The organism is Caballeronia concitans (assembly GCF_001544615.1).
GTDB lineage: Bacteria > Pseudomonadota > Gammaproteobacteria > Burkholderiales > Burkholderiaceae > Caballeronia > Caballeronia concitans.
Map to the genome: position 1 here is coordinate 22,252 of NZ_FCNV02000001.1, position 25,678 is coordinate 47,929.

At 65.2% G+C, this 25,678-nt stretch carries 30 protein-coding genes; 13 read left to right on the forward strand and 17 right to left on the reverse strand.

The features are described 5' to 3' along the window. Positions 1–269 precede the first annotated feature (269 nt). Complete coding sequence (locus tag AWB72_RS00095) at positions 270–3,170, reverse strand: autotransporter family protein (protein WP_040051288.1); 2,901 nt, start codon at positions 3,168–3,170, stop codon at positions 270–272. A 376-nt stretch (positions 3,171–3,546) separates the two neighbouring features. On the opposite strand from AWB72_RS00095, the gene AWB72_RS00100 reads away from it, so the two are divergent. Further along, positions 3,547–4,233, forward strand: a complete 687-nt coding sequence (locus tag AWB72_RS00100) for an orotate phosphoribosyltransferase (RefSeq protein WP_040051287.1) — start codon at positions 3,547–3,549, stop codon at positions 4,231–4,233. Between the two features lie 90 nt (positions 4,234–4,323). Here AWB72_RS00100 and AWB72_RS00105 read toward each other — a convergent pair whose 3' ends face one another. Continuing rightward, positions 4,324–5,037 (reverse strand): response regulator, encoded by a 714-nt coding sequence (locus AWB72_RS00105; RefSeq protein ID WP_040051286.1) that lies wholly within the window; start codon positions 5,035–5,037, stop codon positions 4,324–4,326. Between the two features lie 348 nt (positions 5,038–5,385). Between AWB72_RS00105 and AWB72_RS00110 the strand changes: the two genes are divergently transcribed. The 3 genes from AWB72_RS00110 to argC all read left to right on the forward strand — a co-directional run bounded on the left by AWB72_RS00110 (position 5,386) and on the right by argC (position 7,760). Further along, a complete protein-coding gene (locus AWB72_RS00110; protein WP_244285498.1) occupies positions 5,386–5,907 on the forward strand; it encodes a YbhB/YbcL family Raf kinase inhibitor-like protein in 522 nt (173 codons plus the stop codon). Positions 5,908–6,109: 202 nt separating this feature from the next. Next, positions 6,110–6,676, forward strand: coding sequence for a flavodoxin family protein (locus AWB72_RS00115; protein WP_087127901.1), 567 nt, complete (start codon positions 6,110–6,112; stop codon positions 6,674–6,676). A 130-nt stretch (positions 6,677–6,806) separates the two neighbouring features. Next, positions 6,807–7,760 (forward strand): N-acetyl-gamma-glutamyl-phosphate reductase, encoded by a 954-nt coding sequence (gene argC, locus AWB72_RS00120; protein ID WP_040051309.1) that lies wholly within the window; start codon positions 6,807–6,809, stop codon positions 7,758–7,760. 192 nt (positions 7,761–7,952) lie between these two features. Here argC and AWB72_RS00125 read toward each other — a convergent pair whose 3' ends face one another. The 4 genes from AWB72_RS00125 to AWB72_RS00140 all read right to left on the reverse strand — a co-directional run bounded on the left by AWB72_RS00125 (position 7,953) and on the right by AWB72_RS00140 (position 10,587). Continuing rightward, on the reverse strand, positions 7,953–8,318 hold the full coding sequence (locus AWB72_RS00125; protein ID WP_040051284.1) for a response regulator: 366 nt from the start codon (positions 8,316–8,318) through the stop codon (positions 7,953–7,955). 7 nt (positions 8,319–8,325) lie between these two features. Next, positions 8,326–8,757, reverse strand: a complete 432-nt coding sequence (locus AWB72_RS00130) for a hypothetical protein (protein ID WP_040051283.1) — start codon at positions 8,755–8,757, stop codon at positions 8,326–8,328. Positions 8,758–9,002: 245 nt separating this feature from the next. Then, positions 9,003–9,629 (reverse strand): LysE family translocator, encoded by a 627-nt coding sequence (locus AWB72_RS00135; RefSeq protein ID WP_040051282.1) that lies wholly within the window; start codon positions 9,627–9,629, stop codon positions 9,003–9,005. 85 nt (positions 9,630–9,714) lie between these two features. After that, positions 9,715–10,587 (reverse strand): NAD(P)-dependent oxidoreductase, encoded by an 873-nt coding sequence (locus AWB72_RS00140; RefSeq protein WP_040051281.1) that lies wholly within the window; start codon positions 10,585–10,587, stop codon positions 9,715–9,717. A gap of 99 nt (positions 10,588–10,686) precedes the next feature. Between AWB72_RS00140 and AWB72_RS00145 the strand changes: the two genes are divergently transcribed. Together AWB72_RS00145 and AWB72_RS00150 are read left to right on the forward strand one after the other, a co-directional pair. Beyond that, entirely contained in the window at positions 10,687–11,445 is a 759-nt protein-coding gene (locus AWB72_RS00145; protein WP_040051280.1) for a Mut7-C RNAse domain-containing protein, read from the forward strand. 55 nt (positions 11,446–11,500) lie between these two features. Then, positions 11,501–11,770, forward strand: coding sequence for a hypothetical protein (locus tag AWB72_RS00150; RefSeq protein WP_040051279.1), 270 nt, complete (start codon positions 11,501–11,503; stop codon positions 11,768–11,770). 13 nt (positions 11,771–11,783) lie between these two features. Here AWB72_RS00150 and AWB72_RS00155 read toward each other — a convergent pair whose 3' ends face one another. The 5 genes from AWB72_RS00155 to AWB72_RS00175 all read right to left on the reverse strand — a co-directional run bounded on the left by AWB72_RS00155 (position 11,784) and on the right by AWB72_RS00175 (position 16,321). Next, a complete protein-coding gene (locus tag AWB72_RS00155; RefSeq protein ID WP_040051278.1) occupies positions 11,784–12,095 on the reverse strand; it encodes a cupin domain-containing protein in 312 nt (103 codons plus the stop codon). 10 nt (positions 12,096–12,105) lie between these two features. Beyond that, positions 12,106–13,395 carry an MFS transporter gene (locus tag AWB72_RS00160; protein WP_040051277.1) on the reverse strand — a complete coding sequence of 430 codons (1,290 nt, stop codon included), beginning with the start codon at positions 13,393–13,395 and terminating at the stop codon, positions 12,106–12,108. A 236-nt stretch (positions 13,396–13,631) separates the two neighbouring features. Beyond that, a complete protein-coding gene (locus AWB72_RS00165; protein ID WP_040051308.1) occupies positions 13,632–13,946 on the reverse strand; it encodes a high-potential iron-sulfur protein in 315 nt (104 codons plus the stop codon). A gap of 111 nt (positions 13,947–14,057) precedes the next feature. Further along, entirely contained in the window at positions 14,058–15,158 is a 1,101-nt protein-coding gene (locus AWB72_RS00170; protein WP_040051276.1) for an NAD(P)/FAD-dependent oxidoreductase, read from the reverse strand. Between the two features lie 185 nt (positions 15,159–15,343). Further along, complete coding sequence (locus tag AWB72_RS00175; protein WP_040051275.1) at positions 15,344–16,321, reverse strand: AAA family ATPase; 978 nt, start codon at positions 16,319–16,321, stop codon at positions 15,344–15,346. Positions 16,322–16,539: 218 nt separating this feature from the next. Between AWB72_RS00175 and AWB72_RS00180 the strand changes: the two genes are divergently transcribed. Together AWB72_RS00180 and AWB72_RS00185 are read left to right on the forward strand one after the other, a co-directional pair. Next, entirely contained in the window at positions 16,540–17,070 is a 531-nt protein-coding gene (locus tag AWB72_RS00180) for a hypothetical protein (protein WP_040051274.1), read from the forward strand. Positions 17,071–17,102: 32 nt separating this feature from the next. Beyond that, positions 17,103–17,909: an endonuclease/exonuclease/phosphatase family protein gene (locus AWB72_RS00185; RefSeq protein WP_087127750.1), complete on the forward strand. Its 807-nt coding sequence runs from the start codon at positions 17,103–17,105 to the stop codon at positions 17,907–17,909. 7 nt (positions 17,910–17,916) lie between these two features. Here AWB72_RS00185 and AWB72_RS00190 read toward each other — a convergent pair whose 3' ends face one another. Next, positions 17,917–18,309 carry a response regulator gene (locus AWB72_RS00190; protein ID WP_040051272.1) on the reverse strand — a complete coding sequence of 131 codons (393 nt, stop codon included), beginning with the start codon at positions 18,307–18,309 and terminating at the stop codon, positions 17,917–17,919. A 128-nt stretch (positions 18,310–18,437) separates the two neighbouring features. Between AWB72_RS00190 and AWB72_RS00195 the strand changes: the two genes are divergently transcribed. Continuing rightward, complete coding sequence (locus tag AWB72_RS00195; RefSeq protein ID WP_040051271.1) at positions 18,438–19,037, forward strand: alpha-ketoglutarate-dependent dioxygenase AlkB family protein; 600 nt, start codon at positions 18,438–18,440, stop codon at positions 19,035–19,037. A gap of 1 nt (position 19,038) precedes the next feature. Here AWB72_RS00195 and AWB72_RS00200 read toward each other — a convergent pair whose 3' ends face one another. Continuing rightward, positions 19,039–19,413 carry a RidA family protein gene (locus AWB72_RS00200; RefSeq protein ID WP_374728852.1) on the reverse strand — a complete coding sequence of 125 codons (375 nt, stop codon included), beginning with the start codon at positions 19,411–19,413 and terminating at the stop codon, positions 19,039–19,041. A 194-nt stretch (positions 19,414–19,607) separates the two neighbouring features. Between AWB72_RS00200 and AWB72_RS00205 the strand changes: the two genes are divergently transcribed. Further along, positions 19,608–20,105 (forward strand): MgtC/SapB family protein, encoded by a 498-nt coding sequence (locus tag AWB72_RS00205; RefSeq protein WP_052449965.1) that lies wholly within the window; start codon positions 19,608–19,610, stop codon positions 20,103–20,105. 188 nt (positions 20,106–20,293) lie between these two features. Here AWB72_RS00205 and AWB72_RS00210 read toward each other — a convergent pair whose 3' ends face one another. Continuing rightward, positions 20,294–20,578 carry a hypothetical protein gene (locus AWB72_RS00210; RefSeq protein ID WP_040051268.1) on the reverse strand — a complete coding sequence of 95 codons (285 nt, stop codon included), beginning with the start codon at positions 20,576–20,578 and terminating at the stop codon, positions 20,294–20,296. Positions 20,579–20,694: 116 nt separating this feature from the next. Next, positions 20,695–21,117 (reverse strand): arsenate reductase (glutaredoxin), encoded by a 423-nt coding sequence (gene arsC / locus AWB72_RS00215; protein WP_040051267.1) that lies wholly within the window; start codon positions 21,115–21,117, stop codon positions 20,695–20,697. A gap of 324 nt (positions 21,118–21,441) precedes the next feature. On the opposite strand from arsC, the gene AWB72_RS00220 reads away from it, so the two are divergent. From AWB72_RS00220 to AWB72_RS00230, 3 genes are all read left to right on the forward strand, one after another. Then, complete coding sequence (locus AWB72_RS00220) at positions 21,442–21,735, forward strand: hypothetical protein (protein ID WP_143754564.1); 294 nt, start codon at positions 21,442–21,444, stop codon at positions 21,733–21,735. A 76-nt stretch (positions 21,736–21,811) separates the two neighbouring features. Next, positions 21,812–22,078, forward strand: coding sequence for a cupin domain-containing protein (locus AWB72_RS00225; protein WP_040051265.1), 267 nt, complete (start codon positions 21,812–21,814; stop codon positions 22,076–22,078). Positions 22,079–22,141: 63 nt separating this feature from the next. Then, positions 22,142–22,987, forward strand: coding sequence for a DUF72 domain-containing protein (locus tag AWB72_RS00230; protein WP_040051264.1), 846 nt, complete (start codon positions 22,142–22,144; stop codon positions 22,985–22,987). 7 nt (positions 22,988–22,994) lie between these two features. Here AWB72_RS00230 and gudD read toward each other — a convergent pair whose 3' ends face one another. Both gudD and AWB72_RS00240 read right to left on the reverse strand, forming a co-directional pair. Further along, the gene (gene gudD, locus AWB72_RS00235) at positions 22,995–24,344 is read right to left on the reverse strand and encodes a glucarate dehydratase (RefSeq protein ID WP_040051263.1); all 1,350 of its coding nucleotides are present in this window, start codon (positions 24,342–24,344) and stop codon (positions 22,995–22,997) included. 34 nt (positions 24,345–24,378) lie between these two features. Further along, positions 24,379–25,626, reverse strand: coding sequence for an MFS transporter (locus AWB72_RS00240; RefSeq protein WP_244285523.1), 1,248 nt, complete (start codon positions 25,624–25,626; stop codon positions 24,379–24,381). Between the last annotated feature and the right edge of the window lie 52 nt (positions 25,627–25,678).

A 25,678-nucleotide genomic window follows, 5' to 3' on the forward strand; every position in this document is an offset into this window, starting at 1 on the left:
CGTTTGGGAATTTATTGGACAGGGTTCACAGCCTGCGACCGCTCTAACGATGAGTGGACGGTGTGAATCGATGGACCCATGTTGTCAGTCGCCCGGTGCGTCGGATAGACACGGCGTCGCGCCCGGCTGAGGTTATAGCGGGCGGACGGAGGCTTGTTATTTTTTAGGACGTTCAGTGTACACCGCGCCCCTGAAATGACGCGCAGCAGCATTGCATTCCGCGAAAGCTGCCGCGCGCCGGAACGCCGCGTGTCAGGGCGTCGCGCGGGCTACCACGCGTAGCGCGCGCCGAGCCGCACGCCATATTGCGAATAGTCGTGTGCGCCCCACTGCCCCGAGAGATCGCTCCATGCGGACCAGCCTTTCGCGAACGTGGCGTTCAGGCCGAGCCGCAGTTCGTAGCGATCGGTCGGATACATCTGCGGCAACGAGACATCGTTGAACGCGATCGCGAGATTCGACTTGTCGTGCCACCAGTTGAACGCGACATGCGGCATGAAGCGCTTGCCGCTGCCGGCATCGATTTCACGCGACACGCGCACGCCCACGCGCGTAATGACATTGCTCGACGCGCCGTTCGTGATCGCCGTGCCATTCGGCTCCGTCAGGTCGATGCCGAGCTGACGCAGCCAGACCGCCTGCACTTGCGGCTCGAATCGCCACGACGCGCCGAGCGGTAACGCCCAGCCGCCTTCGATCGACGCCGCCCACGCTTTCGTGTGATACGCGACGTCGGGAAGGTCGTCGCCGCGCACGCCCTTGTCCATCCATCCGAACTGCAGCCACGAATCGACGTACGGGCCCAAGCGCGACCGCGCGTTCGCGAACCACGTCGCGTACATGCCGACGCTGTAGCCGTTCACCGTGCCCGTCGCGTGCGCGGTGTTGTCGGCGGCGGAGGCGTCGGTGTGGAAATAGCCGTAGCCGGCCATCGCGCCGATCTGGAAACGATCGTCGTCGGTGAAGAGCCGGCCGCGCGCGAGATCGCCGCCGCCCTGCAGCAGCACGCTGTTCGTTCGCGCGCTGTATTCGTTCTCCGATGCGGCGCTTGCGGTCGTGCGGCCGACGAGACGCAGCCATGCGCCGTTGTCGCGTTCCTGCGAGCCGGACGCGGCATCGGCGGAAAGCGAGTTCATGCGATCGTCGAGGCTGTGCAGGAACAGCAATCGCGGCGCAGCCGCGTTGGCCAGATACGCGGGCACTTCCGGACGGTATTCCGGCGTGGGCGTGGGAGTGGGCGCGGGCGGTGTCGGCGTCGGCGGACTCGGCGGTGTCGGTGTCGGCGGACTCGGCGGCGTTGGCGGCGTTGGATCCGGCGGCGTCGGTGTCGGCGGTTCTGGAGGCGTCGGCGGTTCTGGAGGCGTAGGTGGAGAAGGCGGCGTCGGCGGCAGCGGCGGCTTCGGCGGTCGTTGCGAGCGCAAGTACCAGTTGCCGTCGTCAGGATCAGTCACGCTTCCCCGATACAGACGATATTCATAAGGCCCCGCCACCGCCCGCCCGGTCAGCGTGAACGCCGTCGCGGGCGCGATGCCGCCGTCGATCGCCTCGATCACGCGAATACCGTTGAACGTCAGCGCGCCTCGCCCGCCTGCATTCGCGATGCGCACGCTGGTCACGCCCGTCGCCGCGCCGCCATCGATCACGAGCCGGTCCGACGCCGACCGATCCCCGCCGAGCGCCGTGTTGAGCACGAGCGTCGCCGCGTCGCCGTGATACTGCCGCACCGTCAGCGTGTGGAACGCGCCATCGGGCGAGCGCGCAAAACCAACGACGCTGCCCGCGCTGATGAGGCTCGTCAGCGTCGAATCGCCGTTGATCCACCACGCCGAGCCGTTCACGAGCGCCGCGCGAAGAATCGCATCCGCCGACGCCGGCCCGCGCATCAACGACGCGCCGTAGAGTGTCGCGCCGTTCGCGGTGAGATCCAGTTCGCTCGCCCGCGCGACGCTGTCCACGGCGAGCAACGCCGGCCCCGCCGCGCCGCCGCCGGTGAGCGACACGCGCGCCGATCCGTCGATGACTCCGATCGCCGCGCCCTGACTGCTCGCGAGCGTCGTTGCGTCGAACACCGCCGACATCGGCGCGGACGATACCCCGCCGTTCACGCTCAACGCGTTCGCCCCGGCGCCCGACGCGCTCACCGCGCCGTTGCGCATCGCGATGGCGCCGCCGTCCAGCAACACGATGCCGTTCGCCAGCGCGCCGCTGGTCGCAACCTGCACGCCGTCGGCGTCGATCTGCGTGCCCGCGCCGCTCGCGACCAGTCCATGCGACGCCACGCCCGATGTCGTCACCGCGCCGCCGTTCATCGTGAGACTGCCCGAACCGGCGGCCAGCGCGCCGATCGCGTTGTCGCCGAGCGTCGTCACCGTCGTGCGGGTGGTGTCGATGTTCGCGTCCGCGACCGCCGCGTACAGCCCCGGCGAACCCGTGCCCTCGGTCCGGACATCGACGCCGCGCAGCACCATCGAGCCGGGCGACGCGACGAATGCGCCCGGCGAGCCCGATCCCGTCGTGAGCACCGACGTGCGCCCGCCCAAAGCATCGACAAGAATGCTCGATCCGCCCGACGTCTGCCCGAGCGCGCCCGCGTTGTCGCCGGCCGTCATCACCGAACTCGGGCCGAACAGTTCGAACGAGCCGGTCGCGACGGTCACGCCGCCCGCCTGCAGCCCGTACGCGACGATGGTCGAATCGTGGAGCTGCATCGCCCCGCCATAGTCGATGAACACGGCATGCGACCGCTCGCCGTAGGTCGTCAGGCTGACGCGCCCGGTGATGATCTGCCCGTGGAACACGTGGACGCCGTTCGAATGCACGCCTTCTGTCGTGATGCTGGAGTTCGTGTCGCCGAAGTCGATGCGGCCGCCGCCGTCGACGTAGGCGCCCGTCGATTCGTCGCCGCTCGACAACAGCACGACGGGCGCGGTGACCGTGATCGATCCGCCGTTGGTGGCGTGGAAGACGGCGGCATAACTGGCGGCGCCGGTATTGAACGCGCCGCCGGCGACGGTTCCGTCGCAGCCGTCGGCGAGATAGGAAGTCGCGGACGATGATGGCGGCGCACACGTCGCGGCTTGCGCGGCCGGTACGTGCATTGCCATCGAGAGCAGGAGCAAGAACAACCTGACGATCCGCGCGCCGGCGTTGTCCGCCTTGTCACGCAACATGCAATTTTCCTTGTAATACGATGATCGTGCCGACCGGCTCGCGCGTTTGCGCGCCCTCGTTGGTGTCCGGTCAGTCTATGAGCCGGCGCGCCCCGCCGCCGCTACGTATCCTTCAATAACCGGGTAACGGATACGAAACAACGGATGCGAAACAACGGCGCGCGCTCGCCCCGGCGCGCGGGCTCGGGTAAAATCGCCGGTTAGCCGTGCAGGGGATGAAGGGCGCGTTCCGCGTCGAAAGCCCCGTCGACACGCGCGCCGGAAAACGCGAGACAGTCCATCGGAAGACGGCTCGTTTCGCGTCCAGCCCGTGCGCCAAGGGCCTCGCGCCGCCTCCTCGCTTCTCGAAGCGCCACACCAGTCCAAGGATTCGCCCATGACAGGCTTCGATCGCCAGACGATCTCCGACACCACCGCCAAGATGCTGCTCGAAGTTCAGGCGGTGCATTTCAACGCGGAAAAACCGTTCATCTTCACGTCCGGCTGGGCGAGCCCGGTTTATATCGACTGCCGCAAGCTGATCTCGTATCCGCGCGTGCGCCGCGGCCTGATGGAAATGGCGGAAGCCACCATCCTGCGCGATGTCGGCTACGAACAGATCGATGCCGTCGCCGGCGGCGAGACCGCGGGCATCCCGTTCGCCGCTTGGATCGCCGATCGCCTGATGGTGCCGATGCAATACGTGCGCAAAAAGCCGAAGGGATTCGGCCGCAATGCACAGATCGAAGGTTTGCTGACCGAAGGCCAGCGCGTGCTGCTGGTCGAAGACCTGACCACCGACAGCCGCAGCAAGATCAACTTCATCAACGCGCTGCGCACCGCCGGCGCGAGCGTGAACCACTGCTTCGTACTCTTCCACTACAACATCTTCAAGGAGAGCGTGTCGGTGCTGAAGGACATCGATGTCGAACTGCACGCGCTCGCTACGTGGTGGGACGTGTTGCGCGTCGCGAAGCAACAAGGCTACTTCGAGACGAAGACGCTCGATGAAGTCGAGAAATTCCTGCACGCGCCCGCCGAATGGTCGGCTGCGCATGGCGGCGCGACCGCAGCACCGCAATAAAGCGTTTGCTGTTTAAAGGGTAAAAGAAAAAGCTGCTGATTCACATCAGCGGCTTTTTTCATTTATGCGCCGATTAAACGTTAATGCGCCTTATAGCGAGTTCGGATTGGACGCGGGAGAATCTTCAAGCGAACCGTCGCCCGAATACGCGGACAGGTTCATTAACCCGTTACTCTGCGCATACTGAAAAAGCTCGGAATCGCGTTCGATGCCGAGTTTGCGCATCGCCGTGTTTTTCTGCGTGCTGATGGTCTTGATACTGCGACGCAACTGGCCCGCGATTTCCGTGATCGTCATGCCCGACACGAAGAGGCGCACGACTTCCAGTTCGCGCTTCGACAGGATGACGCCGCGCTGCTGCCCGCCCGCGCCGATTCCCATGCTGTCGAGCGCCGCCTTCACCGACGGCCCGAGATATTCCTGCCCGCGCATCACGTGCTGGATGGCCCAGCCGATGTGATTCATGTCGTCCGCCTTGTTGATGATCGACATGACGCCGACTTCGCGCAAACGTTTGAGCAAGGCCGGATTTTCGAGCATCGTCAATACGACAAGGCGCACCTTCGGGAACTGGCGGCCGATATAGCCGAGCAGCGGCATGCCGTCGCCATAGGAACCGCCGGGCATGGCGAGGTCCGTGACGAGCACGTCGCACGATGTCTTTTGAAGAAGCTGGACGAGTTCGGTCGATTGCCGCGCCTGTCCGACTACATCGACTTCGGGAAACTTGCTCAGCGCCTGAGTGGCGCCGAACAGGATCACCGGATGGTCGTCTGCAATGATGACTTGTATTCGCTGGCTCATTTATTCTTCCCCGCATCCGGTTGATTCATTGCCACGCGAATCAATGCCAAATAGCTCATATTTTGCTCAACAGAGTCTGGAATCGTGACCGCCGTAAGAAGCGCCATACAGAACGCCACTGAATTTGCGCTATAGGTTGAGTCCCAAGGATCAAGCTTTTAATGCTTTGTTGCAATGTTAAACTGCATCTTCGTATGAAGCGCATCACTGAGACAAAAAACATCGTTGCAGTCGGTGAAACGCTGCTATATGCACGTTAGCTACTGCCAGGAGTCAGCTATGCGCGTCGCATGCCGGATCATGCGCTCGAGAAATGCTGCGGTCGTTGCCTTTGGTGCAGTCAGTGCAATGACGCTGCTGTGTCATACACACGTGGTGGCGGCGCAGTCCGCGTTCAGCGTGTCGAGTCCGGATCTCGCGCCCGGCAAGCCCGTGAGCCGCGAACTACTTTTCAACGAATCGGAGTGCAAGGGCGGCAACCGCTCGCCGCAGATCGCCTGGCGCGGCGCGCCCGCGCAGACGCGCAGCTTCGCGGTGACCATTTTCGATCCCGATGCGCCCGGACGCGGCTGGTGGCACTGGGCCGTCGCCGGCATTCCGGCGAGCGTCACGCATCTGTCGGCCAACGCGAGCGCGTCGGGCGCGCTGCACAAGCTCGGCGCGGTCGAAGCGCGCAACGATTGGGGCACCGACGGCTACGGCGGCCCGTGCCCGCCGCCGGGCAAGGCGCATCGTTATGTGGTCACCGTATATGCGCTCAACGACGAGGACCTGCGGCTGCGCCAGGGCACGCCCGCGCTCATGTTCGAGCACGAAATCCGCACAATGGCCATCGCCAGCGCGCAACTCACCTTCACTGTCGGGCGATAGACGATCGATCGCGCCGGGCGACCGTTGCGCTTTTTGCGTGCGCTCGCGCCGGTAAGCCCGAATTTGTTCTTGCTAGACTGGCCGCATCCGTCCGCCGGTCCTGTCCCCGCATTCGATCGCGTCGGCCGAGCTCCGGCGGCTATCGTGCCATTCAGGTGCCATTTACGTGTCGATGCGCGCCGTCGGCGGCCAAGAGGGAATCATGTCGAACATCATCATCGTTTATCACAGCGGATACGGTCATACGAAGAAGGTCGCCGAAGCCGTGCTCGCGGGCGCAACCTACGCCGGCGCGAACGCCAGGCTGCTGCCGGTCAGCGAGATCGACGACGCCGCCTGGGCCGACCTCGACGCCGCCGACGCCATCGTCTTCGGCGCGCCGACGTACATGGGCGGCCCGTCCGCCGACTTCAAGAAGTTCGCCGACGCCAGTTCGAAACCGTGGTTCGCACAGAAATGGAAAGACAAGATCGCTGCGGGCTTCACAAATTCCGCGACGATGAACGGCGACAAGTTTTCGACGATTTCCTACTTCGTCACGCTCGCGATGCAGCACGGCATGATCTGGGCGGGCACCGGCATGATGCCGTCGAACACGAAGGCCGCGACGCGCAACGACCTGAACTTCGTCGGCGGTTTCACGGGACTGCTCGCGCAATCGCCCGCGGATGCATCGCCTGACGAAGCGCCGCCTGTGGGCGATATCGAAACGGCGAAGGCGTTCGGCGCGCGCATCGCTGCGGTCACGGCGCGCTGGACCGGCCGGTAAGGCTTGCGCCATTGCGCGCGCCGCGTTCAGTCTGCTGCGCGGCGCGACATCAACGGGTCCTCGGAAACGCCTTAGAATGACGTTTTTTGCGGCAGGCGCGCGCGTCGTCGCCCGAACCAGTGAGAGCGAGATGACCACGAAAGTATTTGTCGACGGACAGGAAGGCACCACCGGCCTGAAAATCTTTGAATATCTGTCGCAGCGGCGTGACATCGAAGTGTTGCGTATCGACGAAGCGAAGCGGAAGGACGTCGAAGAGCGCCGCCGGCTCATCAATGCGTCGGACGTGACGTTCCTGTGCCTGCCGGATGTGGCGTCGCGCGAATCGGTTTCGCTCGTCGATCCCGCCAACGCGAAGACCTGCGTGATCGACGCGAGCACCGCCTTCCGCACGCACGACGACTGGGCGTACGGCCTGCCCGAACTGTCGCGCGCCCAGCGCGAGCGCCTGCGCACGGCAAAGCGCATCGCGGTGCCGGGCTGTCATGCGTCGGCGTTCGTGTTGTCGGTGCAGCCGCTCGTCGCGGGCGGTCTCATTCCGGCCGACTTCGCCGCACACGCCTATTCGATCACCGGCTACAGCGGCGGCGGCAAGAAGATGATCGCCGAGTACGAAGCCGGCGGCGATGCGCGCCTCATGAGCCCGCGCGCCTACGCGCTCGGCCTGACGCACAAGCATCTGCCGGAAATGTCAGTGCGCACCGGTTTGTCGCGCGCGCCGATTTTCACGCCGATCGTCGGACCGTTCCTGAAGGGTCTCGCGGTCACGACGTATTTTTCGCCCGACCAGCTCGCGCGCACGGCCAGGCCGCAAGACGTGCGCGAGATGCTCGCCGAGTACTACGCGAACGAGCCGTTCATGCGCGTGATGCCGTTCGACGCCGAAAGCAATCTGGATAACGGTTTCTTCGACGTTCAGGCCTGCAACGACACGAATCGCGTCGATCTCTTCGTGTTCGGCAACGACGAGCGTTTCGTCACGGTCGCGCGTCTCGATAATCTTGGCAAGGGCGCATCGGGCGCGGCGATCCAGTGCATGAATCTGGCGATCGGCGCCGACGAGGGCACGGGACTCGCACGCTGAAATCGAATCGCATGGAACGCAAAAAGCCGACCTTCGGGTCGGCTTTTTTCTTGCGGCGCAGCATCGGCTGCGAACAAAATCTATGGGCGAAAAAAAGCCCGCCTAGGTTGGCGGGCTGAATCCATATCAGTGGAGACATGGAGGAGACAGGACCACTATACCAAGGAATTTGGTGCGACGCAACATCCGGTCTCACGGCTGCGTCATCGACAAGATGAATTGCAGCTGATCCGCGGAAATCGGCTTGACGAGATGGATGTCGAAGCCCGCTTCCTGCGTCATTTCGCGATGCTGCGGCTGCCCCCAGCCCGTCAGCGCGACGAGCAGCAGCGCTGCGCCGTTCGGCGTCTCGCGCAAGGCACGCGCGGCGGCGAGACCATCGACGATCGGCATGCCGAGATCGAGGATCACCACTTCGGGCGCGAACTGCGCCGCCACTTCCACCGCCTGCGCGCCGTTCGCCGCAAGCGCCACTTCGTGTCCCATGCCGTTGAGCAGATGCGCGAGACCGGCCAGGGCGTCGTCGTCGTCATCGGCTATCAGGATGCGCTTGGTCATGACTGCCTCACCGGGTTGCGTAGATTTCGAGTTTCAGCTTGTTCGCGCCCGCCTGCGCCGCCGCGACTTCGGTGCGCGATCCGCGCGGTCCGATGCTGAAGTGCTGCCGCGCGGGCGAATTCTCATCGTGGACGGCGTCGGGCAGGCAGGCGGCGATGTCCGCGGCCACGCCTTGCAGCGCGTCGGCGCTGGAGCCACCGTGCGGCGTCCACGTGCATCGGTAATTCGTCTGCGATGCCGCGCATTGCGCGTCGTCGCCATAGGAAAGCGCGATCGGGCGGCCATCCATCGCGGTCAGCGACGAAAATTTCGGCGATGCCGCCACGATGCGCTTCAGGGCATCGCAAGGGCTCGGGGTATCGTCGGCGCGGGCGGCTGTCGCGGCGAGAACGCCGCAACACAGCGCGGCAAGCACGACGCTTCGGCTCTTCGGATGCATGGGCGTCTCCTTTCGTTCAAAGCCGGGATTCGCCCGCGCTCCGTCCCATGCAACGTGTCGCGGCGGCTCGGACGCCGCGCAACAGTTGCGTTCTGGCTGCTCTTGTCGTCGCCGCGAGTCGCGGGCTTTTGTCGACCGCTACTATCCGCCCGCTCGATCGCGCCTGTATGTTCGAAAGCGAATGAAGCGTCGCAACCGCAGCAAGGTGCGCACCAGTTTTTGCAGACGTTAGCGATCCCGAACGATCAATGCCGCAAGAGCGCCATCATCGCGCCGAAGCCGATGAACACGCCGCCCGTCAGCCGGTTGAACGCCTGCGCGACGGCCGCGCTTCTTAGCGTGCCGCCGATGCGCGCGCCGACGCCCGCATAGGCCGCGTAGCAGCCGAGTTCGACGACGACGAACGTCGCCACGAGCACGATGAATTGAGGGAACACGGGTCGCGCGGCATCGATGGATTGCGGCAGCAGCGCGGCGGCAAAGAAGATCGACTTGGGATTGCTGCTCGCGACGATGAAGCCATTTCGGAAGAGCGTCGGTGCATTGGCCTGCGCGTTGCCAGTCGCATCGCGCGCTTCGACCGCACTCGGCTTCGCGCGCCAGCTCTTCACGCCGAGCCACACGAGATACGCCGCCCCGGCGATGCGCAGCGCATCGAAAAGACGCGGCCACGCTTCGAGAAACACGCCGAGTCCCGCCGCCGAGACGGAGAGCATCAGCACGAGCGCGCAAAGGCTGCCGGCCATCGTCGCGGATGCGCGGCGCATGCCGTGGCGCGCGCCGTGCGTCATGACGAGCAACATGCTGGGACCGGGAATCGCGGATACGACGAAGACAGTGGCGACGAACAGCCACCAGACATGCAGGCTCATTGCGGCATCGAAAGGAGAAAGGGAGAGGATTATGCCGCGCGCCTCTCCCGGCGATGCCGCGTTGTCTCGTTATCTCGCTATCCTGCTATCGGCCCGCGCGACGCGCCGCCACCTGGCCGAGCACCGCGAAGTCCTTCTCGCCGTCGCCGTGAGCGAGCGCATCGACGAGGTTGTCGCGCACCACGCTCGCGACCGGCAGCGGCACGTTCACCGCATCGCCGGCGGCGATGGCGAGCCGCACATCCTTCAGTCCGAGCCGCGCCTTGAAGAGCGCGGGCTCGTAGCGGCGCTCGGCGATCATCTTCCCGTAGCCCGCGTAGACCGGCCCCGGAAACAGCGAATTCGTGATGACGTCGAGGAACGCCTGCGCCTCGATGCCGTGTCCGGTCACGAGCGCCGCCGCTTCGCCGACGGTTTCGATCGCCGAGGCCAGCATGAAATTCGCGGCGAGCTTCAGCACGTTCGCATGCTGCGGCTCTCGCCCGACGCGCCACGTCTTTTGCCCGAGCGCATCGAGCACGGGCTGCACGCGGTCGATGTCCGCGTCCGCGCCCGCCGCGAGAATGTTGAGCTTGCCCGCCGCCGCGACATCCGGCCGCCCGAGCACCGGCGCCGCGACGTAAGCCACGCCGTGCTGCGCGTGCAGCTCCGCGAGTTCGACGGCGAGCGCCGCAGAGATCGTCGCCATGTTGACGTGCACGAGGCCCTTCGGCGCGTGCTTGAGCAAGCCGCCGTCGATGAGCACCGAACGCAGCGCGTGATCGTCGGCGAGCATGGAGAACGCGGCGTCGCCGGCGAACGCCTGCTCGGGCGTATCGACCACGGAGGCGCCCTGATCCGCGAGCGCACGCGTCTTGTCGCGCGAGCGGTTCCACACGCGCACCGAATGTCCCGCCTTCAGCGCGTTGACCGCCATCGCGCCGCCCATTTCACCCAGTCCGATGAATCCGATATCCATGCCGTGCTCCACGAAGTGTTCGATGATCCGTATGCGTTCGCCCGCCAGTAAAGCACATCGTCCGGAAGCACGCAGCGGCGGCCAATGCCATACTGCTGCATGGTCACGGCGCGCTTTCATTTCCATCACGAACTGAACGATTTCCTCGCCCGGTCGCAGCGGGGATGCACGTTCGAATGCGCGTGCCCGAAGGCGTCGTCGACCAAGCACATGATCGAGGCCCTCGGCGTGCCGCATACGGAAGTCGATCTTGTCGTGCGCAACGGCCGTCCCGCCGGCTTCGACGTGCAAATCGAAGAAGACGACCTGATCGAGGCTTATCCGCCGCATCGCGCGCCGCCCGACATGGCCGATGGCGCGCTGCTGCTGCGTCCGCCGATGAAGGCATCGGACCTTCACTTCATCGCCGATGCGCATCTCGGCGGTCTCGCGCAAGTGCTGCGGCTCGGCGGCTTCGACACGCATTACGACAACAACTTCGCCGACGATGAAATCGAGCGCCTCGCGCTGGAGGAATCGCGCATCGTGCTGACGCGCGACCGCGAACTGCTCAAGCGCCGCACCGTGCTGCGCGGCTGCTATGTGCGCGCGCTGCAGCCGGACGAGCAATGGCGCGAAATTGCCGAGCGGCTCGATCTTGCGCCGCACGTGCGCGCGTTCCGCCTGTGCCTGATGTGCAATGCGCCGCTGCGCCGCGCGATGCCCGACGAAATCGACGATCGCGTACCGGACGGCGTGCGTCAGCGTCATACGCGCTTCGTCACATGCGATGTGTGCCGTCGCGTGTTCTGGGAAGGCTCGCACTGGAAGCGGATGCGCGCGCGCATCGACGCGCTGGCCGAAGCGAGCCAGGCGTGAGCGCGCGGCCACGTACAATACGGCACACTCAAAAACCGCCGCACTGGAGCATCGCGTGAACAAATTTCAACTGGAACAAAACAAGGCATTCAAGCTCGCCAACGACCTGAAGCAAGGCGGCCGGGCGAACATCGGCGGCACGGCTGCGCCGAAGACGGATCGGCGCGAGCAGCGCAAGCTCGATCAGGCGAAGGGACTCGTGCCGTTCGCGTGCAAGCTCGACGAAAAGCTCGTCAGCCAACTGAAGGAACGCGCCGAATCGCACGAAGGCGGCATGACGGAAGTGCTGGCCGAACTGCTCGTCGCAGCAGGTCTGCAACGCTGATCGTCGAACGCCTCTACACGCTGCCTGCTTTTTCGATCACCAGGATGCGCGCCGCGCCCACCGGCTCGGCGTAATGCTCGTCGCCGGCCTGGGCGTGGAAGATGTCGCCAGCATTCAGCGTGACGGTGCGCTCGCCGTCGGCGTCACGCACATGCATGCGGACCACGCCGTCCATCACGGCGAAGACTTCCTCACCGTCGTTCACGTGCCATTTGTAGGGCGTGTCCGTCCAGTGCAGCCGGCACGACGTGCCGTTCATCACGCAGATATCGAGCGCGCCCCACGCGCGCTCGGCCGTGAACTTGCTGCTTTCGATCACTTTCATGCGATGCCGCCTATCGAACGAGGTTGCGCGCTTCGTCGACGTCGGCGTGGCGCGCGGCCGGAATGCACGCGACCGCGACCAGCGAAATCACGAGACCGGCCATCACATAGAAGGTCGGCGCGAGCTGCGAACCGGTGATACGGATGAGCCACGTCACGATGAACTGCCCAAAGCCGCCGAAGATCATCACCGCGATGTTATACGCGAGCGACAAGCCGGTGGATCGCACGTTCGCGGGGAACAGCTCCGCGAGCAGCGCGCCGAACGGGCCGTAGTAGCCGGCGAGCGTGATCGACAACACGCTCTGCACGATGACGAGCCGCATCACGCTCGGCTCCGCCGCGAGCCACGCGAACAGCGGATAGATCACGACGAGCGTGATGCCGAGCGACCACAGCGTGAGCCCCTTGCGCCCGATGCGATCCGACCATGCGCCCGCCACCGGGCACAGCACCGTCAGCAGCAGATTGCCGACGATCAGCGCGGTGAACGACTGCCCGAACGGCAGTTTCAATTGCTTGACGGCGAACGTCGGCAGATAGGCGATCAGCACGTACACGGTGACCGTCAGCGCGACGACCGATCCGAGCCCGCACAGGATCTCGCGGCTATGCGCGCGGAACACTTCGCCGAGCGTCGCCCGGCGCGCGGTCTTTTGCGCGTGCAGAAACGCTTCCGTGTCCGCCATGTTGCGCCGGATGTACAGGCCGACCGGCCCGATCACGAGCCCGAGAATGAACGGCACGCGCCAGCCCCACGATTCGAGCGCCTCGGGCGACAGGCCGCGCGAAATCGCCGCGCCGACGACCGCGCCCAGCAGCAGCGCCGCCGCCTGGCTCGCCATCTGGAAGCTGCCGTAGAAGCCGCGCTTCGAGAACGGCGCGGCTTCGATCAGAAGCGCGGTCGAACTGCCGAACTCGCCGCCCGCCGAGAAGCCCTGCAACAGGCGCGCCGCCACGATCAGAAGCGGCCCGCCGATGCCGATCGCCGAATATGGCGGCGCAATCGCGAGCAGCAGAATGCCGAGCGTCATCAATCCGATGACGAGCATGAGCGCCGCCTTGCGCCCCGCGCGATCCGCATACAGCCCGAGCACGATGCCGCCGACCGGCCGCATCACGAAGGCGACGCCGAAGGTCGCGGTGGTCAGGAGAATCGACGAGTAATCGCTTTCGCTCGGGAAGAACAGCCGCGCGATCACCACGGTCATGAAGCCGAACACGGTGAAGTCGTACCACTCCAGCGCGTTGCCGATCACGGCGGCCGCTATGGCGCGCGCGTTCAATGGTCTGCCTGCCATGCGAATCCCTCAGTGGTGGATGTGCCTCGGACTCATGCCCGATGATGTCACGCGCCGCGCCGCCCTGCCTTTTTCGTCATGGCTCATGCCTCTCGCGCGCTATTTTTAGTCCTGGCGAGTGTAAAGACCGCACGTTGGGTTATCAAGCGATGAGGAAAAGCGATAAGCGACAGGCAAGAAAAAGCGCGCCGGGCTTCGCAGCCGGGCGCGCTTTTCACCGATACATTCGCTTCGCGTTACGCCTTCTTCGCGTAGGCGCTGCACCAGCCCTTCGAGGCGACGAGCTTGTTCGCGAACATCGGGCACGGCGCGAACGCATCGGCGGCTTTGCCCTGATAGAACTGACAGTTGCCGCAATCCTGGCCGGCCGCGTATTTCGGGAACTTGGCCTTGTCGACCTTGCTCGCGTCGAGCTTGTAGCCGAGCGCCTGCGCGGTCGGATCGCTTTCCTCGACTTTCGGCGCGTCGGCGAAAGCGGCGCGCGAACCGAGCGCGAACGTCGATGCAACGCCCACGCTGGTGATCAGAAACGTGCGACGGGAAGTCTTCATGGTGACTCGCTCCATGTTGTATTGGGGGATTTCGCCGTTCTGACGACGGCGATGCCCGAGCATAACAACACCGAGGCGAATGGATGACGACGAATGCCGAAAATAAGCGCTTCAGCGCGCCATGTCCGCCACGCGTTCGCCGATGGCGAGCGACGCCGTCAGCCCCGGCGATTCCATGCCGAACAGGTTCACGAGTCCCGGCACGCCGTGCGCGGATTTGCCCTGGATCATGAAATCGGCGGCGGCCTGACCGGGGCCAGAGAGCTTAGGCCGGATGCCCGCGTAGGCCGGCTGCAACGCGTCGTCGGGGAGGCCGGGCCAGTACGCGCGGATCGCGGCGTAGAAGGAATCGGCGCGGCGCGGATCGACGTCGTAGTTCAGCGACGTCACCCATTCCACGTCGGGGCCGAATTTCGCCTGACCGCCCATGTCGATCGTCAGATGCACGCCGAGGCCGGCTTCGTTCGGCATCGGATAGATGAGACGCTCGAACGGCGCGCGCCCGCTCACGCTGAAGTAATTGCCCTTCGCGAAATAAAGCGGCGGCACGTGGCGGTCGTCGAGGCCGCGAATGCGCCGCGCGATGTCGTTCGCGTGCAGCCCCGCGCTGTTGATCAGATACGACGCCCTGAAGCGCGCGGGCGCGTCGCCGCCGGTTTCGACGATAAAGCAGCCTTCGCGCGCATCGATGTCGACGACCGGCGTATGGAACACGACGCCGGCGCCGTGATTTTCCGCATCGCCCTGGTACGCGAGCATGAGCTGATGGCTATCCACGATGCCCGTGCGCGGCGAATACACCGCTTCGACGCATTGCAGTTGCGGCTCCATTGCCAGCGCCTCTGCGCCGCTGACGCGAACGAGTCCTTCGACGCGATTCTCGATGCCCTTCTGCTCGAGCGCCGCGAGCTGCGGAATCTGGTTGCGCGCCGTCGCGACGAGCAGCTTCCCGCATTGCCGATGCGGCACGCCGTGCGCCGCGCAGTACTCGTAGAGCATTTCGCGTCCGCGCACGCAGAGTTCGGCCTTGAGCGAGCCGCGCGGATAGTAGATGCCGGCGTGAATCACTTCGCTGTTGCGCGAACTCGTGCCGACGCCGATGGCTTCGCCCGCTTCCAGCACGACGACTTCGCGCCCGCGCATCGCCAAAGCCCGCGCGATGGCGAGCCCGACGACGCCCGCCCCGATGACCACGCATTCGATCCGATCCATGTCCCTTTCCGCGCCAACCCGATGCTAACTATTCTACGTGGGCAACTATTGCGCGTTGCACAACAAACGCACAGGGAAGGCGTCGTTTTCCGGTGCAATTCGGATAAAGCCAAGAATCCGGCCGCCAGAATACGAAAAAGACCGGTTTTCAGGCCGTTTCTGGCCGTTTTGCCATTTTCGGGGCGTCAGAATCCCATCGATTTCCGGCGCGACTGGCGATCGAGCTGGATATCGCGCGCCTCGACGTGATGCCTTCCGTCGATGCGCGCGTTGCCGAACGCGTTGAGCATCGCGCGCCGCATGCCGCGCGGCGACGCTTGCGTGAGCGCATCGAGCGGCGCATCGCCGAGCGTTTCGGGAAAGCGCCCGCCCCACGCGTGCGCTTCGCGGATCTCGGCGTAGATCGCCTGCCCGATGCGCCGCGCGCCGTCGCGGTCCGGCGCGGGAATCTCGTACACGTTCATGCGGTTCAGAAGCGGCTCGGGGATCGCGCGCGCGTCGTTGGCCGTCGCAATCCACACGATGTTGCCCGCGTTGATCGGCACCTCGGCGAATTCGTCGATGAACGCCTTCGCCGTGTCGTGCTCGAGCAGCGCGTAGAGCGCGCCCAGCGGATCGTATTGCGCGTCGCCGGTGGCCTTGTCGATTTCATCGACGGTGATGACGGGGTTCGCGTAGCTGCCGTTCACGAGCGCGTCGAACACCTTGCCGGGCTTCGCGTTGCGCCATTGCGACGACGCGCCCGACAGAATCCAGCCCGCCGTGAGCGAGCTCATCGCGACGTAATGCGATGACGTGCCGAGCAGCCGCGCAAGCTGCTTCGCGAAATGCGTCTTGCCGATGCCCGGCTCGCCGAGCAGCAGCATCGGCATGAGTTCGAGGCGGTCGTCGGTTTCGAGGCACAGCGCGATCTGCTTGCGAATGTCGTCGAGCGGTTCGTCGAAATTCGGCAGCGAAGCCACGAGATCGTCGATGGAAGGCATGCGGTTGGGCTTCACGCAGAAGCGCAGATTGCCCACCTTCAGCATCTTTTCGTAGGTGGCGCGCAGCGCGTCGCTTGCGCCATCGGAGAGTTCGTTGAGCGCGGTTTCCACGTCGTCGAGACTGTAGACCTTACTGAACGATGCCACCGCCAGTTCCTGTTTCACCACGGCCGTCGTCATGTCGCACCCCGTCTTTTGATTGATCGACGATTCAGTGTATCGATGACAAAACCGCACGCAAGCGAGCAGTCCCGCGCGTCTGCTGCCAATCGAATGTTGTTGCTCGAAGCTGCAAGCCTAAGACGCCGGGCGCTAGTATCATCGTCGGGATCGATGCGCCGGGCGGGTTCGGAACGTGCTCCCGGACATGACTGACCCGCGCGCCGGAGAAGCTTTCAATGACGAAAACAAACCGCACCGCATTTCTGTATCCGATCCGATCCGCGCTTCTGTTGAGCGCCTGCCTCGCCGCGAGTCACGGCGTCCTCGCGCAAAGCGCGCCGCAGCCGGTCGACTGGGAGCTGCAGGTCGTGCGCGACGGCCAGCAGATCGACTCGTTTTCGGCGACGACGAACGTCGGCCAGGCGCGCACGGATACGCATCACGATGTCGTGCAGAACCGCGTCGGCTGCGCCGACAAACCCGCGGGCGACATCGACCTGCAACGCACCGTCACCGTGTCGCCGACGCACGCGAGCGCCGACGACATCACGCTCGCCATCGATGCGCAAGAGACGATCGAAGACGATGCGTCGCGTACTTCGACGTCCGGCTGCAAGGTGCCGCCGACGCCGCGTCAGGTGAGCGGCTCGCATCCCGGTCTCGTGGTGAAGCCGGGTGAATGGGCGCAGTGGCAGATCATCGACAGCAATCCGTCGCTGGCGTACCGGGTGCGCGCCAGCCTCGCTCCATCCGCGCCGGCCGAGTGACCGGGCGTCGGCGCGTACAACACAACGAACGCATGCGAAACCCAGAACATCTTCCGCCAGCACCGTCCGCGAAAGCGGTCACGCCGGATTTCACGGCGGTGAGCTGGAATCTGCACAAGGGCCGCTCGCCGCTCGGCCTGCGCGCGTGGAGCGCGATGCAGCGGTGGGTTCAGACCACCAACGCGGACGTCTACTTTCTTCAGGAAGCGATGGCGCGGCGGCTGCCGCAGCCGGTGCTCGCAAGCGGTTTCGGCAAGCCGCTTGCCGGTCCGCTCGACGATGTCTGGCATTGCCAGGCCACCGAAATCGCCACCGCGCTCGAGTTGCAGATCGCGCTCGGGCCGAACGTGTTCAAGCCGTCGTGGCGGCACGGCAACGCGATTCTCTCGCCGCATCCGCTGGATCTTTCCGGGCGATGGGACATTTCCGCGCATCGCTTCGAAAAGCGCGGGTTGCTCGTCGCGCGTGCGACGTTCGCGGGCCGGGCGGTCACGCTGCTATGCGCGCATCTTGCGCTGACGCGTCAGGCGCGGCTGCGTCAGATGAACTGGATCGCGCACTGGATCGCGAAGGAAGCGCCGGACGGCCCGCTCGTGCTCGCCGGCGACTTCAACGACTGGCGCAACGACTCGGTGCCGCTCTTCGGCGAACTCGGCATGAACGAAGTGGCGACGATGCTCGGCGAATCCGGCCGCACGTTCCCCGCGTTTTCGCCGGCGCTCGCGCTCGACAAGATGTTCGTGCGCGGTCTCAGACCCGTCGAATGGCTCGTGCCGACGCAGGACACCGCGTGGCTCTCCGATCACCTGCCGTACATGGCGCGGCTGCGGGTCGAGTGAGGGAAAGTCAGGCGCGCGCGAGCAGCGCCTCGATCTCGTCGATGGAAACGGGCTTCGTGAGGTGATGATCGAAGCCCGCATCGAGCGCGGTCTGACGGTCGGCGGCGCTGCCGTAGCCGGTGAGCGCGAGCAGCAACGCGTGGCGGGTCGCGTCGCGCTTGCGCATCTCGCGCGCCACGTCGAAGCCGCTCATTCCCGGCAAGCCGATATCCAGCACCACCACGTCGGGCCGGAATTCGTCGATGGAGGCGAGCGCGCGTGCGCCGTCGTGCTCGGTGCGCACTTCGTGGCCGAGCGCTTCGAGCAGCATCGACATGGCGAGCGCCGCGTCGGCGCTATCGTCGACGAGCAGAATGCGGCGGCTCTCCGTGCCGCCGTGCGCTCCGGCGCTGGTGGTCATGCGTCCCCGCGATTTTGAGATGGCCCGGCCGACTGTAGCATACGCTGCATAGAAACGATGAGACCGCAACGCCGTGACGCGACGGCTCTGCTATCGTGAATGTTTCGGCCGCATCGACGCGCTTTGCCATGTTCGATCTATTCGACGACATCCCCAAGCCCGACATCGCGTGGCACCCGGACTGGATCGCCGCGGACGCCGGTTCCGACCTGATGGGCGCGCTGATCGAGGAGGTGCGCTGGCAGCAGGACTTCATGAACACGCCGGGCGGACGCGTGCCGCTGCCGCGCCTGACCGCGTGGCAGGGCGAGCCCGACGCCGTCTATGTCTACTCGGGCATCCGCAACGTGCCGCAGCCGTGGACGCCCGCCGTCGCGCAACTTCGCGATGCCGCGCAGGAAGCGGCCGGCGCGCGCTTCAACAGCGTGCTGCTCAACCGCTATCGCGGCGGGCTCGACAGCATGGGCTGGCACGCGGACAAGGAACGCGAGCTCGGGCCGGAGCCGGTGATCGCATCGGTGAGTCTGGGCGCGGCGCGCAGCTTCGAATTCCGCCACGTCCGCACGCACGCGACGCACACGCTGTCGCTCACGCACGGCAGCTTGCTCGTGATGCGCGGACGCACGCAGCTCGAATGGGTGCATCGCGTGCCGAAAGAGCCGGGCGCGCGCGGCGAGCGCATCAATCTCACGTTTCGCTGGGTGGATGCGTCGAAGGCGCGCCGCTGAATCAGGGCCGTTTCGCGACGAAATCGATCTCCACGAGCGCATCGCGCGCAAGCCCCGTCACGCCGATGCACGTACGCGCCGGCAGCGGCTTCGGCGCGAAATACGAGCGGTAGACGGCGTTCATCGCGTCGTAATCGCGCTTGAATTCGGTCAGGTAGATGCGCACGGACACGACGTTGTCGAGCGTGAGGCGAAGTCCCGTCAGCACGAGAATCAGGTTGTCCATCACGCGCCGCGTTTGGGCCGCGATGCCTTCGGGCAGCGGCGCGCTGTCGTCGTCGGGATGCGTCGGCATCTGGCCGGTCAGAAAGACCCAGCCGTCGGCTTCCGCCGCGTGCGAGAACGGGCCGACGGGCGTCGGCGCGGCGTCGATCATCGAGAATTTGGGCTGCGTGGTCACGTTATGTCCTTGGGGCTCGCGCTGATGACGTCGATCAGGCGCCCTGCACGTTAGCGCGACAAAATTCGCGCCGTGCGCAGAACTGTCGTTTGCACCGCTTCGATGCGAAGATGACAGCCTTACAGTCGTACGACGCACACCGACAAGAACCCCGACCACGGAGCCACTCGATGCTGCCCTACCCCGTCTTCACCGATGCCGTCCTGCGCATGCTGTGCGCGGTGCTGGTGGGCTGCATCATCGGCATCGACCGCGATCTGCACGGCAAACCGACCGGCATGAAAACGCTCGGGCTGGTGTCGCTCGGCGCGTGCATCGCCACGATGTGCGCAATGGGCTTCTCCACGCGCACGCTGTCCGACGACGCCGACGTGTCGCGCGTGGTGCAGGGCATCGTGACGGGCATCGGCTTTCTGGGCGCGGGCGTGATCATCCAGAATCAGGCGGAAAACCGGATTCGCGGCCTCACGACGGCGGCCTCGATCTGGGTCACGGCGGCGGTCGGCATTCTGTGCGGGCTCGGCGTGTGGAGTCTCGCGCTCGTTGCGACCGTCTTGCTGATCGCGCTCTTGATCGTGGGGCGCATCATCGAGAAAAGCCTGCATCGGCGATGGATGCGCAAGCCGCCCGACGAACGCGCCGCGCACGGTCCGGTAGAAGAGGACTGAGCGGCGCGCGGCTCATGCAATCGAGTCCCGCGAGCTTGGCCGCGTAGAGCAGCGCATCGGCGCGCGCCATCAGCGCACCTTGAGCCGATGCGCCGCGACGCGCCAACTGACGTTCAGACGCCGCGCCATGAAAAAACGCGGCGGACCATGAGGCCCGCCGCGCCTTTCGAAACCGGATTCGTTACCGCTTACCAACCGTGGCGATCGTGCCAGCGCTCTTCGCGGCGCATCTCGTGCCGCCAGTGACGTTCGCGCCGCTCGCGCCATTCGTGCTCGCGCCAGCCTTCGTCGCGATAGCCGTAGCCATAGCCATACGCGACCGGAGCCGGCTGCACGTACACCGGTTGCGCCGCGTAGTAGGCCGGCACGCCCACGCCTACCGCCACATCGACATGCGCAGAAGCCGATGCCGATATCGCAAGCGCCGCCATCCCCGCCAGCCCGACCACCGTACCAAGCAGTTTCTTCTTCATTTTGCTGTCCCCCTGCACCGAGTGCCGTGTGAGTGAGTGTAGTCTAGAAGGCGCGGCCGGACACAGGTGCAACAGCGCTGCGAGAAAAGTAACGTGGCGTAACGGCCGCGTCGCGTTCAACGCACGCGCTTGCCGCTTTCGTCGATGACCACTTCGCCGTCTTCCTTCGTGAACGGTCCTTGTTGCGGCGAAGGCAGGATATCGATCACCAGTTCCGATGGCCGGCACAGCCGCGCGCCGATCGGCGTATCGACGAACGGGCGGTTGATGAGAATCGGATGCGCGAGCATGGCGTCGATGAGCTGATCGTCGGTGAGCGCGGGATCGCCCAGGCCGAGTTCCGCATACGGCGTGCCTTTCTCGCGCAGCGCGTCGCGCACGGAAAGACCGGCGCGCGCGATGAGCGCGGTGAGCGTCTCGCGGCTCGGCGGATGCGTCAGATACTCGACGACATTCGGCTCGATGCCCGCGTTGCGGATCAGCGCGAGCGTGTTGCGCGAGGTGCCGCATTTCGGGTTGTGATAGATGGTGACGGTCATCGCGTTCTCCTTCGGTTCTCAATCTTCGTAAACGAATTGCATTCTATTGCCGACGCACGGCCAACACACGTCCAACACACGCCGTCGATGTCGCCCGCGCCCGCATCGCGTCATGTGCACGACTAAATCTCCGGCGTATAAGCGTATTTGCTGTTCATTGCGAAACGCGCCGCCTATAACGGAAATGCCGCAAGCGCGCGTCACGCGAAGCGGCGTGATGCACGAACGTCCGCACTGCGCGCTTTCGACGGCTGATGAGCAGCATATCGAATAGCGAACGGATGCGCGGCACTCGCGCGGCGCATCAATCAAGGAGTCGACGACATGAAATCCAGTCTGGCCATGACGGCGCTTGCCGTCTCGTTACTCGCTGCTGCGGGCGTCGCATCCGCGCAGCAAACCTACTATCGGACCGCGCAAGTGCCAGGGCAAGCCACGCCGGATACGTGGACGCAGCCCGGCACGATGCAGCAAGGCGCAAACATGCAAACGGGCGATGCATCGTATGGCGGCGTGCCGTCGACACGAGGCGGCGCCGGATCGATGAGCATGGGCGGCAGCCCCATCTCCAAGCCGTGCGTGCGCGGCCCTCAGTGCGATATCTTCTTCGGGAACTGATGCGTTGGCATCGGTGCATCGGGACGCGTCTCCCGCAATGGCGGACGCGCCCTTTTCCCTCTCCTCCGGATTCCCCATGCACCGCGACGCGTTCCTCGCCCTTCTTCCCGCCGAAGGCTTTCACGAAGTCGTCACCGTCACGCGCGAGCCGAACGGTTCGCTCGATGCGCACACGCATCCGTTCGAAGCGAAAGCGCTGATCGTCGAAGGCGAATTGACCATCCGCATCGGCGATGACGCGCGGCTGTATCGCGTGGGCGACATCTTTCATCTGCCCGCGAATGTCGAACATACGGAGCAGTATGGGCCGCACGGCGTGAGCTATCTCGTCGGGCGAAAGTAGCGCGGCGCACGCGCGGACTTCCTGTTCGCTACACTCTTCACGGGTCCGGACAGGAGACGCCTCATGGCAACGAAGAAGAAAAGCGAGAGGAGCGAGAAGAGCGGGAGCGCGGGACGCATTCTCATCGGTGTCGGCGGATGGAACTTCGAGCCGTGGCGCGGCACGTTCTATCCGGACGATCTTGCGCAAAAGCGGGAACTGGAATACGCGAGCCGCGCGCTCACGAGCATCGAAGTGAACGGCACGTTCTACGGTTCGCAAAAGCCCGCGACGTTCGCCAAATGGCACGACGAAACGCCCGACGACTTCGTGTTCTCGCTGAAGGCCTCGCGCTATTCGACGCATCGCCGGGTGCTCGCCGAAGCGGGCGAATCCATCGAGCGTTTCTTCGCGAGCGGCGTGCTCGAACTCAAGGACAAGCTCGGTCCGATCAACTGGCAATTCGCGCCGACCAAGCAGTTCGATCCCGAAGACTTCGAAAACTTTCTCAAGCTCCTGCCGCAGGAAGTGCAGGGACGCGCCATTCGCCATGCCGTCGAAGTGCGGCACGAAAGTTTCGCCGATCCGGCGTTCGTCGCGCTATTGCGCAAATACGGCGTGGCCGTCGTCGCGGCGGGCGATTCGAAGTATCCGCAAATCGCGGATGTGACCGCGCCGTTCGTCTATGCCCGCATCATGGGCACGACCGAAAAGCCCGCGAAAGGCTACCCGAAGGCCGCGCTCGACCGCTGGGTCGCGCGCGCGAAGGAATGGGCGGCGGGCGGCGCACCCGACGACTTGCAGACGGTCGGCGAACCGCCCGCGAAGGCATCGGCGCGTGACGTGTATCTGTACGTCATCAGCGGCCACAAGGCCGTCAACCCGCTCGCCGCGATGGCGCTCATCGAACGGCTGAAGCGCGAGTCGTAGATTCGCCTCAACGCACGAGGCACGGCCGCTTGTTGTCGAACTTCCAGTTCGGAATGAGAAATTGCATGGCGATGCCGTCGTCGCGCGCGCCGAGACCGTGCTCCAGATAGAGCGCGTGCGCCTTTTCGATTTCGTCCATGTCGAGTTCGACGCCCAGGCCCGGCGTCTCCGGCACCTTCACCTTGCCGCCGACGATCCGCAGCGGATCGCGCGTCAGGCGCTGGCCGTCCTGCCAGATCCAGTGCGTGTCGATCGCGGTGATCTTGCCGGGCGCGGCGGCGGCGACGTGCGTGAACATCGCGAGCGATACATCGAAGTGATTGTTCGAATGCGATCCCCACGTGAGGCCCCAGTCGTTGCACATCTGCGCGACGCGCACGGAGCCTTGCATCGTCCAGAAATGGGGATCGGCGAGCGGGATATCGACCGATTGCAGCTGGATGGCGTGGCCCATCTGACGCCAGTCCGTCGCGATCATGTTCGTCGCGGTCGGCAAGCCCGTCGCGCGGCGGAATTCGGCCATCACTTCGCGGCCCGAATAGCCGTTCTCCGCGCCGCACGGATCTTCCGCGTAGGCGAGCACGTCGTGCTTGTCGCGGCACAGGCGAATGGCTTCCGCGAGCGACCACGCGCCGTTCGGATCGAGCGTCACGCGCGCCTCGGGGAAACGCTCCGCGAGCGCGGTCGCCGCTTCCATTTCGGCATCGCCCGACAGCACGCCGCCTTTCAGCTTGAAGTCGTTGAAGCCGTAGCGCGCCTTCGCCGCCTCCGCCAGGCGCACGACGGCTTCGGGCGTCAGCGCTTCTTCGGTGCGCAGGCGTTCCCAGTCGTCGCGGCCATCGGCGCCGCTCGCGTACGGCAGGTCGGTCTTGTTGCGATCGCCGATGTAGAACAGATAGCCGAGCATCTCCACTTCGTCGCGCTGCTGCCCTTCGCCGAGCAGCGCCGCGACCGGCACGCCGAGATGCTGCCCGAGCAGATCGAGCAGCGCGGCTTCGAGCGCGGTGACGGCGTGGATGGTCGTGCGCAGATCGAAGGTCTGGAGGCCGCGCCCGCCGGCATCGCGATCCGCGAACTGCGTGCGCACACGGTTCAGCACCGCCTGCATGTTGCCGATGGATTGCCCGACGACGAACGCGCGGGCATCGTCGATAGTCTTGCGGATGTTCTCGCCGCCCGGCACTTCGCCGATGCCGGTGTTGCCCGCGCTGTCTTTCAGAATCACGATGTTGCGCGTGAAGAACGGGGTGTGCGCACCGGAGAGGTTCATCAGCATGCTGTCGCGGCCCGCGACGGGCACGACGCGCAGTTCGGTGACTTTCGGAGTGGCGTTGGGTTGCATTGCGTTGGTCGACATGTGAGTGATCCCGAAGTTGAGTGTCTGGCCGCGTTCAGTGCGCGTTGCGATGCGCCGCGTGTCCGACGGGCGTCCCGTCCGATCGGCGACGATTGCGCGTGAGGAAAGCCGCCGCCGCCGCGATCAGCGACGCGACGCCGAGCCCGTACAGCCCGCCCGACACCGAGCCCGTGTGTTGTTGAAGATAGCCGAAGGTCGCGGGCGCGAAGAAGCCGCCCAGATTGCCGACCGAGTTGATGAGCGCGATCACGCCGGCCGCGACGCGGGCATCGAGATAGCCTTGCGGAATCGGCCAGAACAGCGACGCCGCCGCCTTGAAGCCGATCGCCGAGAAGCAGATCGCCACGAACGACAGCACCGCGTTGCCCGTCGTCGATGCGAACAGCCCGCACGCCGCGATCACGAGCGCCGCCGCGAGCCACGCCTGCTGGAAGCGCCAGCGCGCGGAGAGCAGCGCGAAGCAGTACATCGCGACCATCGCGATCAGCCATGGAATCGCGTTGAAAAGGCCGACCTGGAAATCGGTGAGGCCGCCCATCTTGCGGATGATCGTCGGCAGCCAGAACGTCGCGGCGTAGATGGTGAGCTGGATCGCGAAATACAGCAGGCAGAACAGCGCGATCTGCGGGTCTTTCAGAAGCTGGATCGCGGGAACGTGACGGCCGCCCGCGGCTTCGCGCTCGGCCTGCTCGCCCGCGATCGTCTTTTCGAGCACGGTGCGCTCGTCGGCGGTGAGCCAGTGTGCATCCGCGATGCGCGACTTCAGCAGCATCCAGCTCACGCCGCACAGCAGCACGGAGAAACCGCCTTCGATGAGGAACATCCACTGCCAGCCGTGCAGCCCGAGGCCGCGAATGGACAGCAGACTGCCGGTGATCGGACCCGACAGCACGGACGCGAACGCGGAGCCGCCGAGGAAGATCGCGATTGCCTTGCCGCGCTCCTTCTGCGGCAGCCATTGCGTGAAATAGAACACGACGCCCGGGAAGAAGCCCGCTTCCGCCACGCCGAGCAGAAAGCGCAGCACGTAGAACGACGTGTCGTTCCAGACGAAAGCCATCGCCGCCGCGACGATGCCCCACGTCCCCATGATCCGCGTGAGCCACGCGCGCGCGCCGTACTTCTGCATCAGCACGTTGGACGGCACTTCGAACAGCGCATAGCCGATGAAAAACAGCCCGCTGCCGAGCCCGTACGCCGCCGCGCCGATGCCGAGATCGGTCTGCATGTGCGAATTGACGAAGCCGACGTTCACGCGGTCGATGTAATTCGCGATGAACATGATCAGGAACAGCGGCAGGACGTGACGCTTGACCTTGGAACTGGCCGACTCG

What these genes read in the sequence shown, in the direction of transcription:
- AWB72_RS00145 (WP_040051280.1), top strand. Translation starts at nt 10,687, where the DNA reads ATGGTCACGGCGCGCTTTCATTTCCATCACGAACTGAACGATTTCCTC.
- AWB72_RS00130 (WP_040051283.1), bottom strand. Translation starts at nt 8,757, where the DNA reads ATGCATCCGAAGAGCCGAAGCGTCGTGCTTGCCGCGCTGTGTTGCGGC.
- AWB72_RS00140 (WP_040051281.1), bottom strand. Translation starts at nt 10,587, where the DNA reads ATGGATATCGGATTCATCGGACTGGGTGAAATGGGCGGCGCGATGGCG.
- AWB72_RS00230 (WP_040051264.1), top strand. Translation starts at nt 22,142, where the DNA reads ATGGCAACGAAGAAGAAAAGCGAGAGGAGCGAGAAGAGCGGGAGCGCG.
- AWB72_RS00225 (WP_040051265.1), top strand. Translation starts at nt 21,812, where the DNA reads ATGCACCGCGACGCGTTCCTCGCCCTTCTTCCCGCCGAAGGCTTTCAC.
- AWB72_RS00175 (WP_040051275.1), bottom strand. Translation starts at nt 16,321, where the DNA reads ATGACGACGGCCGTGGTGAAACAGGAACTGGCGGTGGCATCGTTCAGT.
- AWB72_RS00100 (WP_040051287.1), top strand. Translation starts at nt 3,547, where the DNA reads ATGACAGGCTTCGATCGCCAGACGATCTCCGACACCACCGCCAAGATG.
- AWB72_RS00165 (WP_040051308.1), bottom strand. Translation starts at nt 13,946, where the DNA reads ATGAAGACTTCCCGTCGCACGTTTCTGATCACCAGCGTGGGCGTTGCA.
- AWB72_RS00160 (WP_040051277.1), bottom strand. Translation starts at nt 13,395, where the DNA reads ATGGCAGGCAGACCATTGAACGCGCGCGCCATAGCGGCCGCCGTGATC.
- AWB72_RS00180 (WP_040051274.1), top strand. Translation starts at nt 16,540, where the DNA reads ATGACGAAAACAAACCGCACCGCATTTCTGTATCCGATCCGATCCGCG.
- AWB72_RS00195 (WP_040051271.1), top strand. Translation starts at nt 18,438, where the DNA reads ATGTTCGATCTATTCGACGACATCCCCAAGCCCGACATCGCGTGGCAC.
- AWB72_RS00135 (WP_040051282.1), bottom strand. Translation starts at nt 9,629, where the DNA reads ATGAGCCTGCATGTCTGGTGGCTGTTCGTCGCCACTGTCTTCGTCGTA.
- AWB72_RS00185 (WP_087127750.1), top strand. Translation starts at nt 17,103, where the DNA reads ATGCGAAACCCAGAACATCTTCCGCCAGCACCGTCCGCGAAAGCGGTC.
- AWB72_RS00170 (WP_040051276.1), bottom strand. Translation starts at nt 15,158, where the DNA reads ATGGATCGGATCGAATGCGTGGTCATCGGGGCGGGCGTCGTCGGGCTC.
- AWB72_RS00105 (WP_040051286.1), bottom strand. Translation starts at nt 5,037, where the DNA reads ATGAGCCAGCGAATACAAGTCATCATTGCAGACGACCATCCGGTGATC.
- AWB72_RS00115 (WP_087127901.1), top strand. Translation starts at nt 6,110, where the DNA reads ATGTCGAACATCATCATCGTTTATCACAGCGGATACGGTCATACGAAG.
- AWB72_RS00220 (WP_143754564.1), top strand. Translation starts at nt 21,442, where the DNA reads ATGAAATCCAGTCTGGCCATGACGGCGCTTGCCGTCTCGTTACTCGCT.
- AWB72_RS00095 (WP_040051288.1), bottom strand. Translation starts at nt 3,170, where the DNA reads ATGTTGCGTGACAAGGCGGACAACGCCGGCGCGCGGATCGTCAGGTTG.
- AWB72_RS00125 (WP_040051284.1), bottom strand. Translation starts at nt 8,318, where the DNA reads ATGACCAAGCGCATCCTGATAGCCGATGACGACGACGACGCCCTGGCC.
- AWB72_RS00240 (WP_244285523.1), bottom strand. Translation starts at nt 25,626, where the DNA reads ATGTTCATCGCGAATTACATCGACCGCGTGAACGTCGGCTTCGTCAAT.
- gudD (WP_040051263.1), bottom strand. Translation starts at nt 24,344, where the DNA reads ATGTCGACCAACGCAATGCAACCCAACGCCACTCCGAAAGTCACCGAA.
- arsC (WP_040051267.1), bottom strand. Translation starts at nt 21,117, where the DNA reads ATGACCGTCACCATCTATCACAACCCGAAATGCGGCACCTCGCGCAAC.
- AWB72_RS00210 (WP_040051268.1), bottom strand. Translation starts at nt 20,578, where the DNA reads ATGAAGAAGAAACTGCTTGGTACGGTGGTCGGGCTGGCGGGGATGGCG.
- AWB72_RS00205 (WP_052449965.1), top strand. Translation starts at nt 19,608, where the DNA reads ATGCTGCCCTACCCCGTCTTCACCGATGCCGTCCTGCGCATGCTGTGC.
- argC (WP_040051309.1), top strand. Translation starts at nt 6,807, where the DNA reads ATGACCACGAAAGTATTTGTCGACGGACAGGAAGGCACCACCGGCCTG.
- AWB72_RS00190 (WP_040051272.1), bottom strand. Translation starts at nt 18,309, where the DNA reads ATGACCACCAGCGCCGGAGCGCACGGCGGCACGGAGAGCCGCCGCATT.
- AWB72_RS00110 (WP_244285498.1), top strand. Translation starts at nt 5,386, where the DNA reads ATGACGCTGCTGTGTCATACACACGTGGTGGCGGCGCAGTCCGCGTTC.
- AWB72_RS00155 (WP_040051278.1), bottom strand. Translation starts at nt 12,095, where the DNA reads ATGAAAGTGATCGAAAGCAGCAAGTTCACGGCCGAGCGCGCGTGGGGC.
- AWB72_RS00200 (WP_374728852.1), bottom strand. Translation starts at nt 19,413, where the DNA reads ATGATCGACGCCGCGCCGACGCCCGTCGGCCCGTTCTCGCACGCGGCG.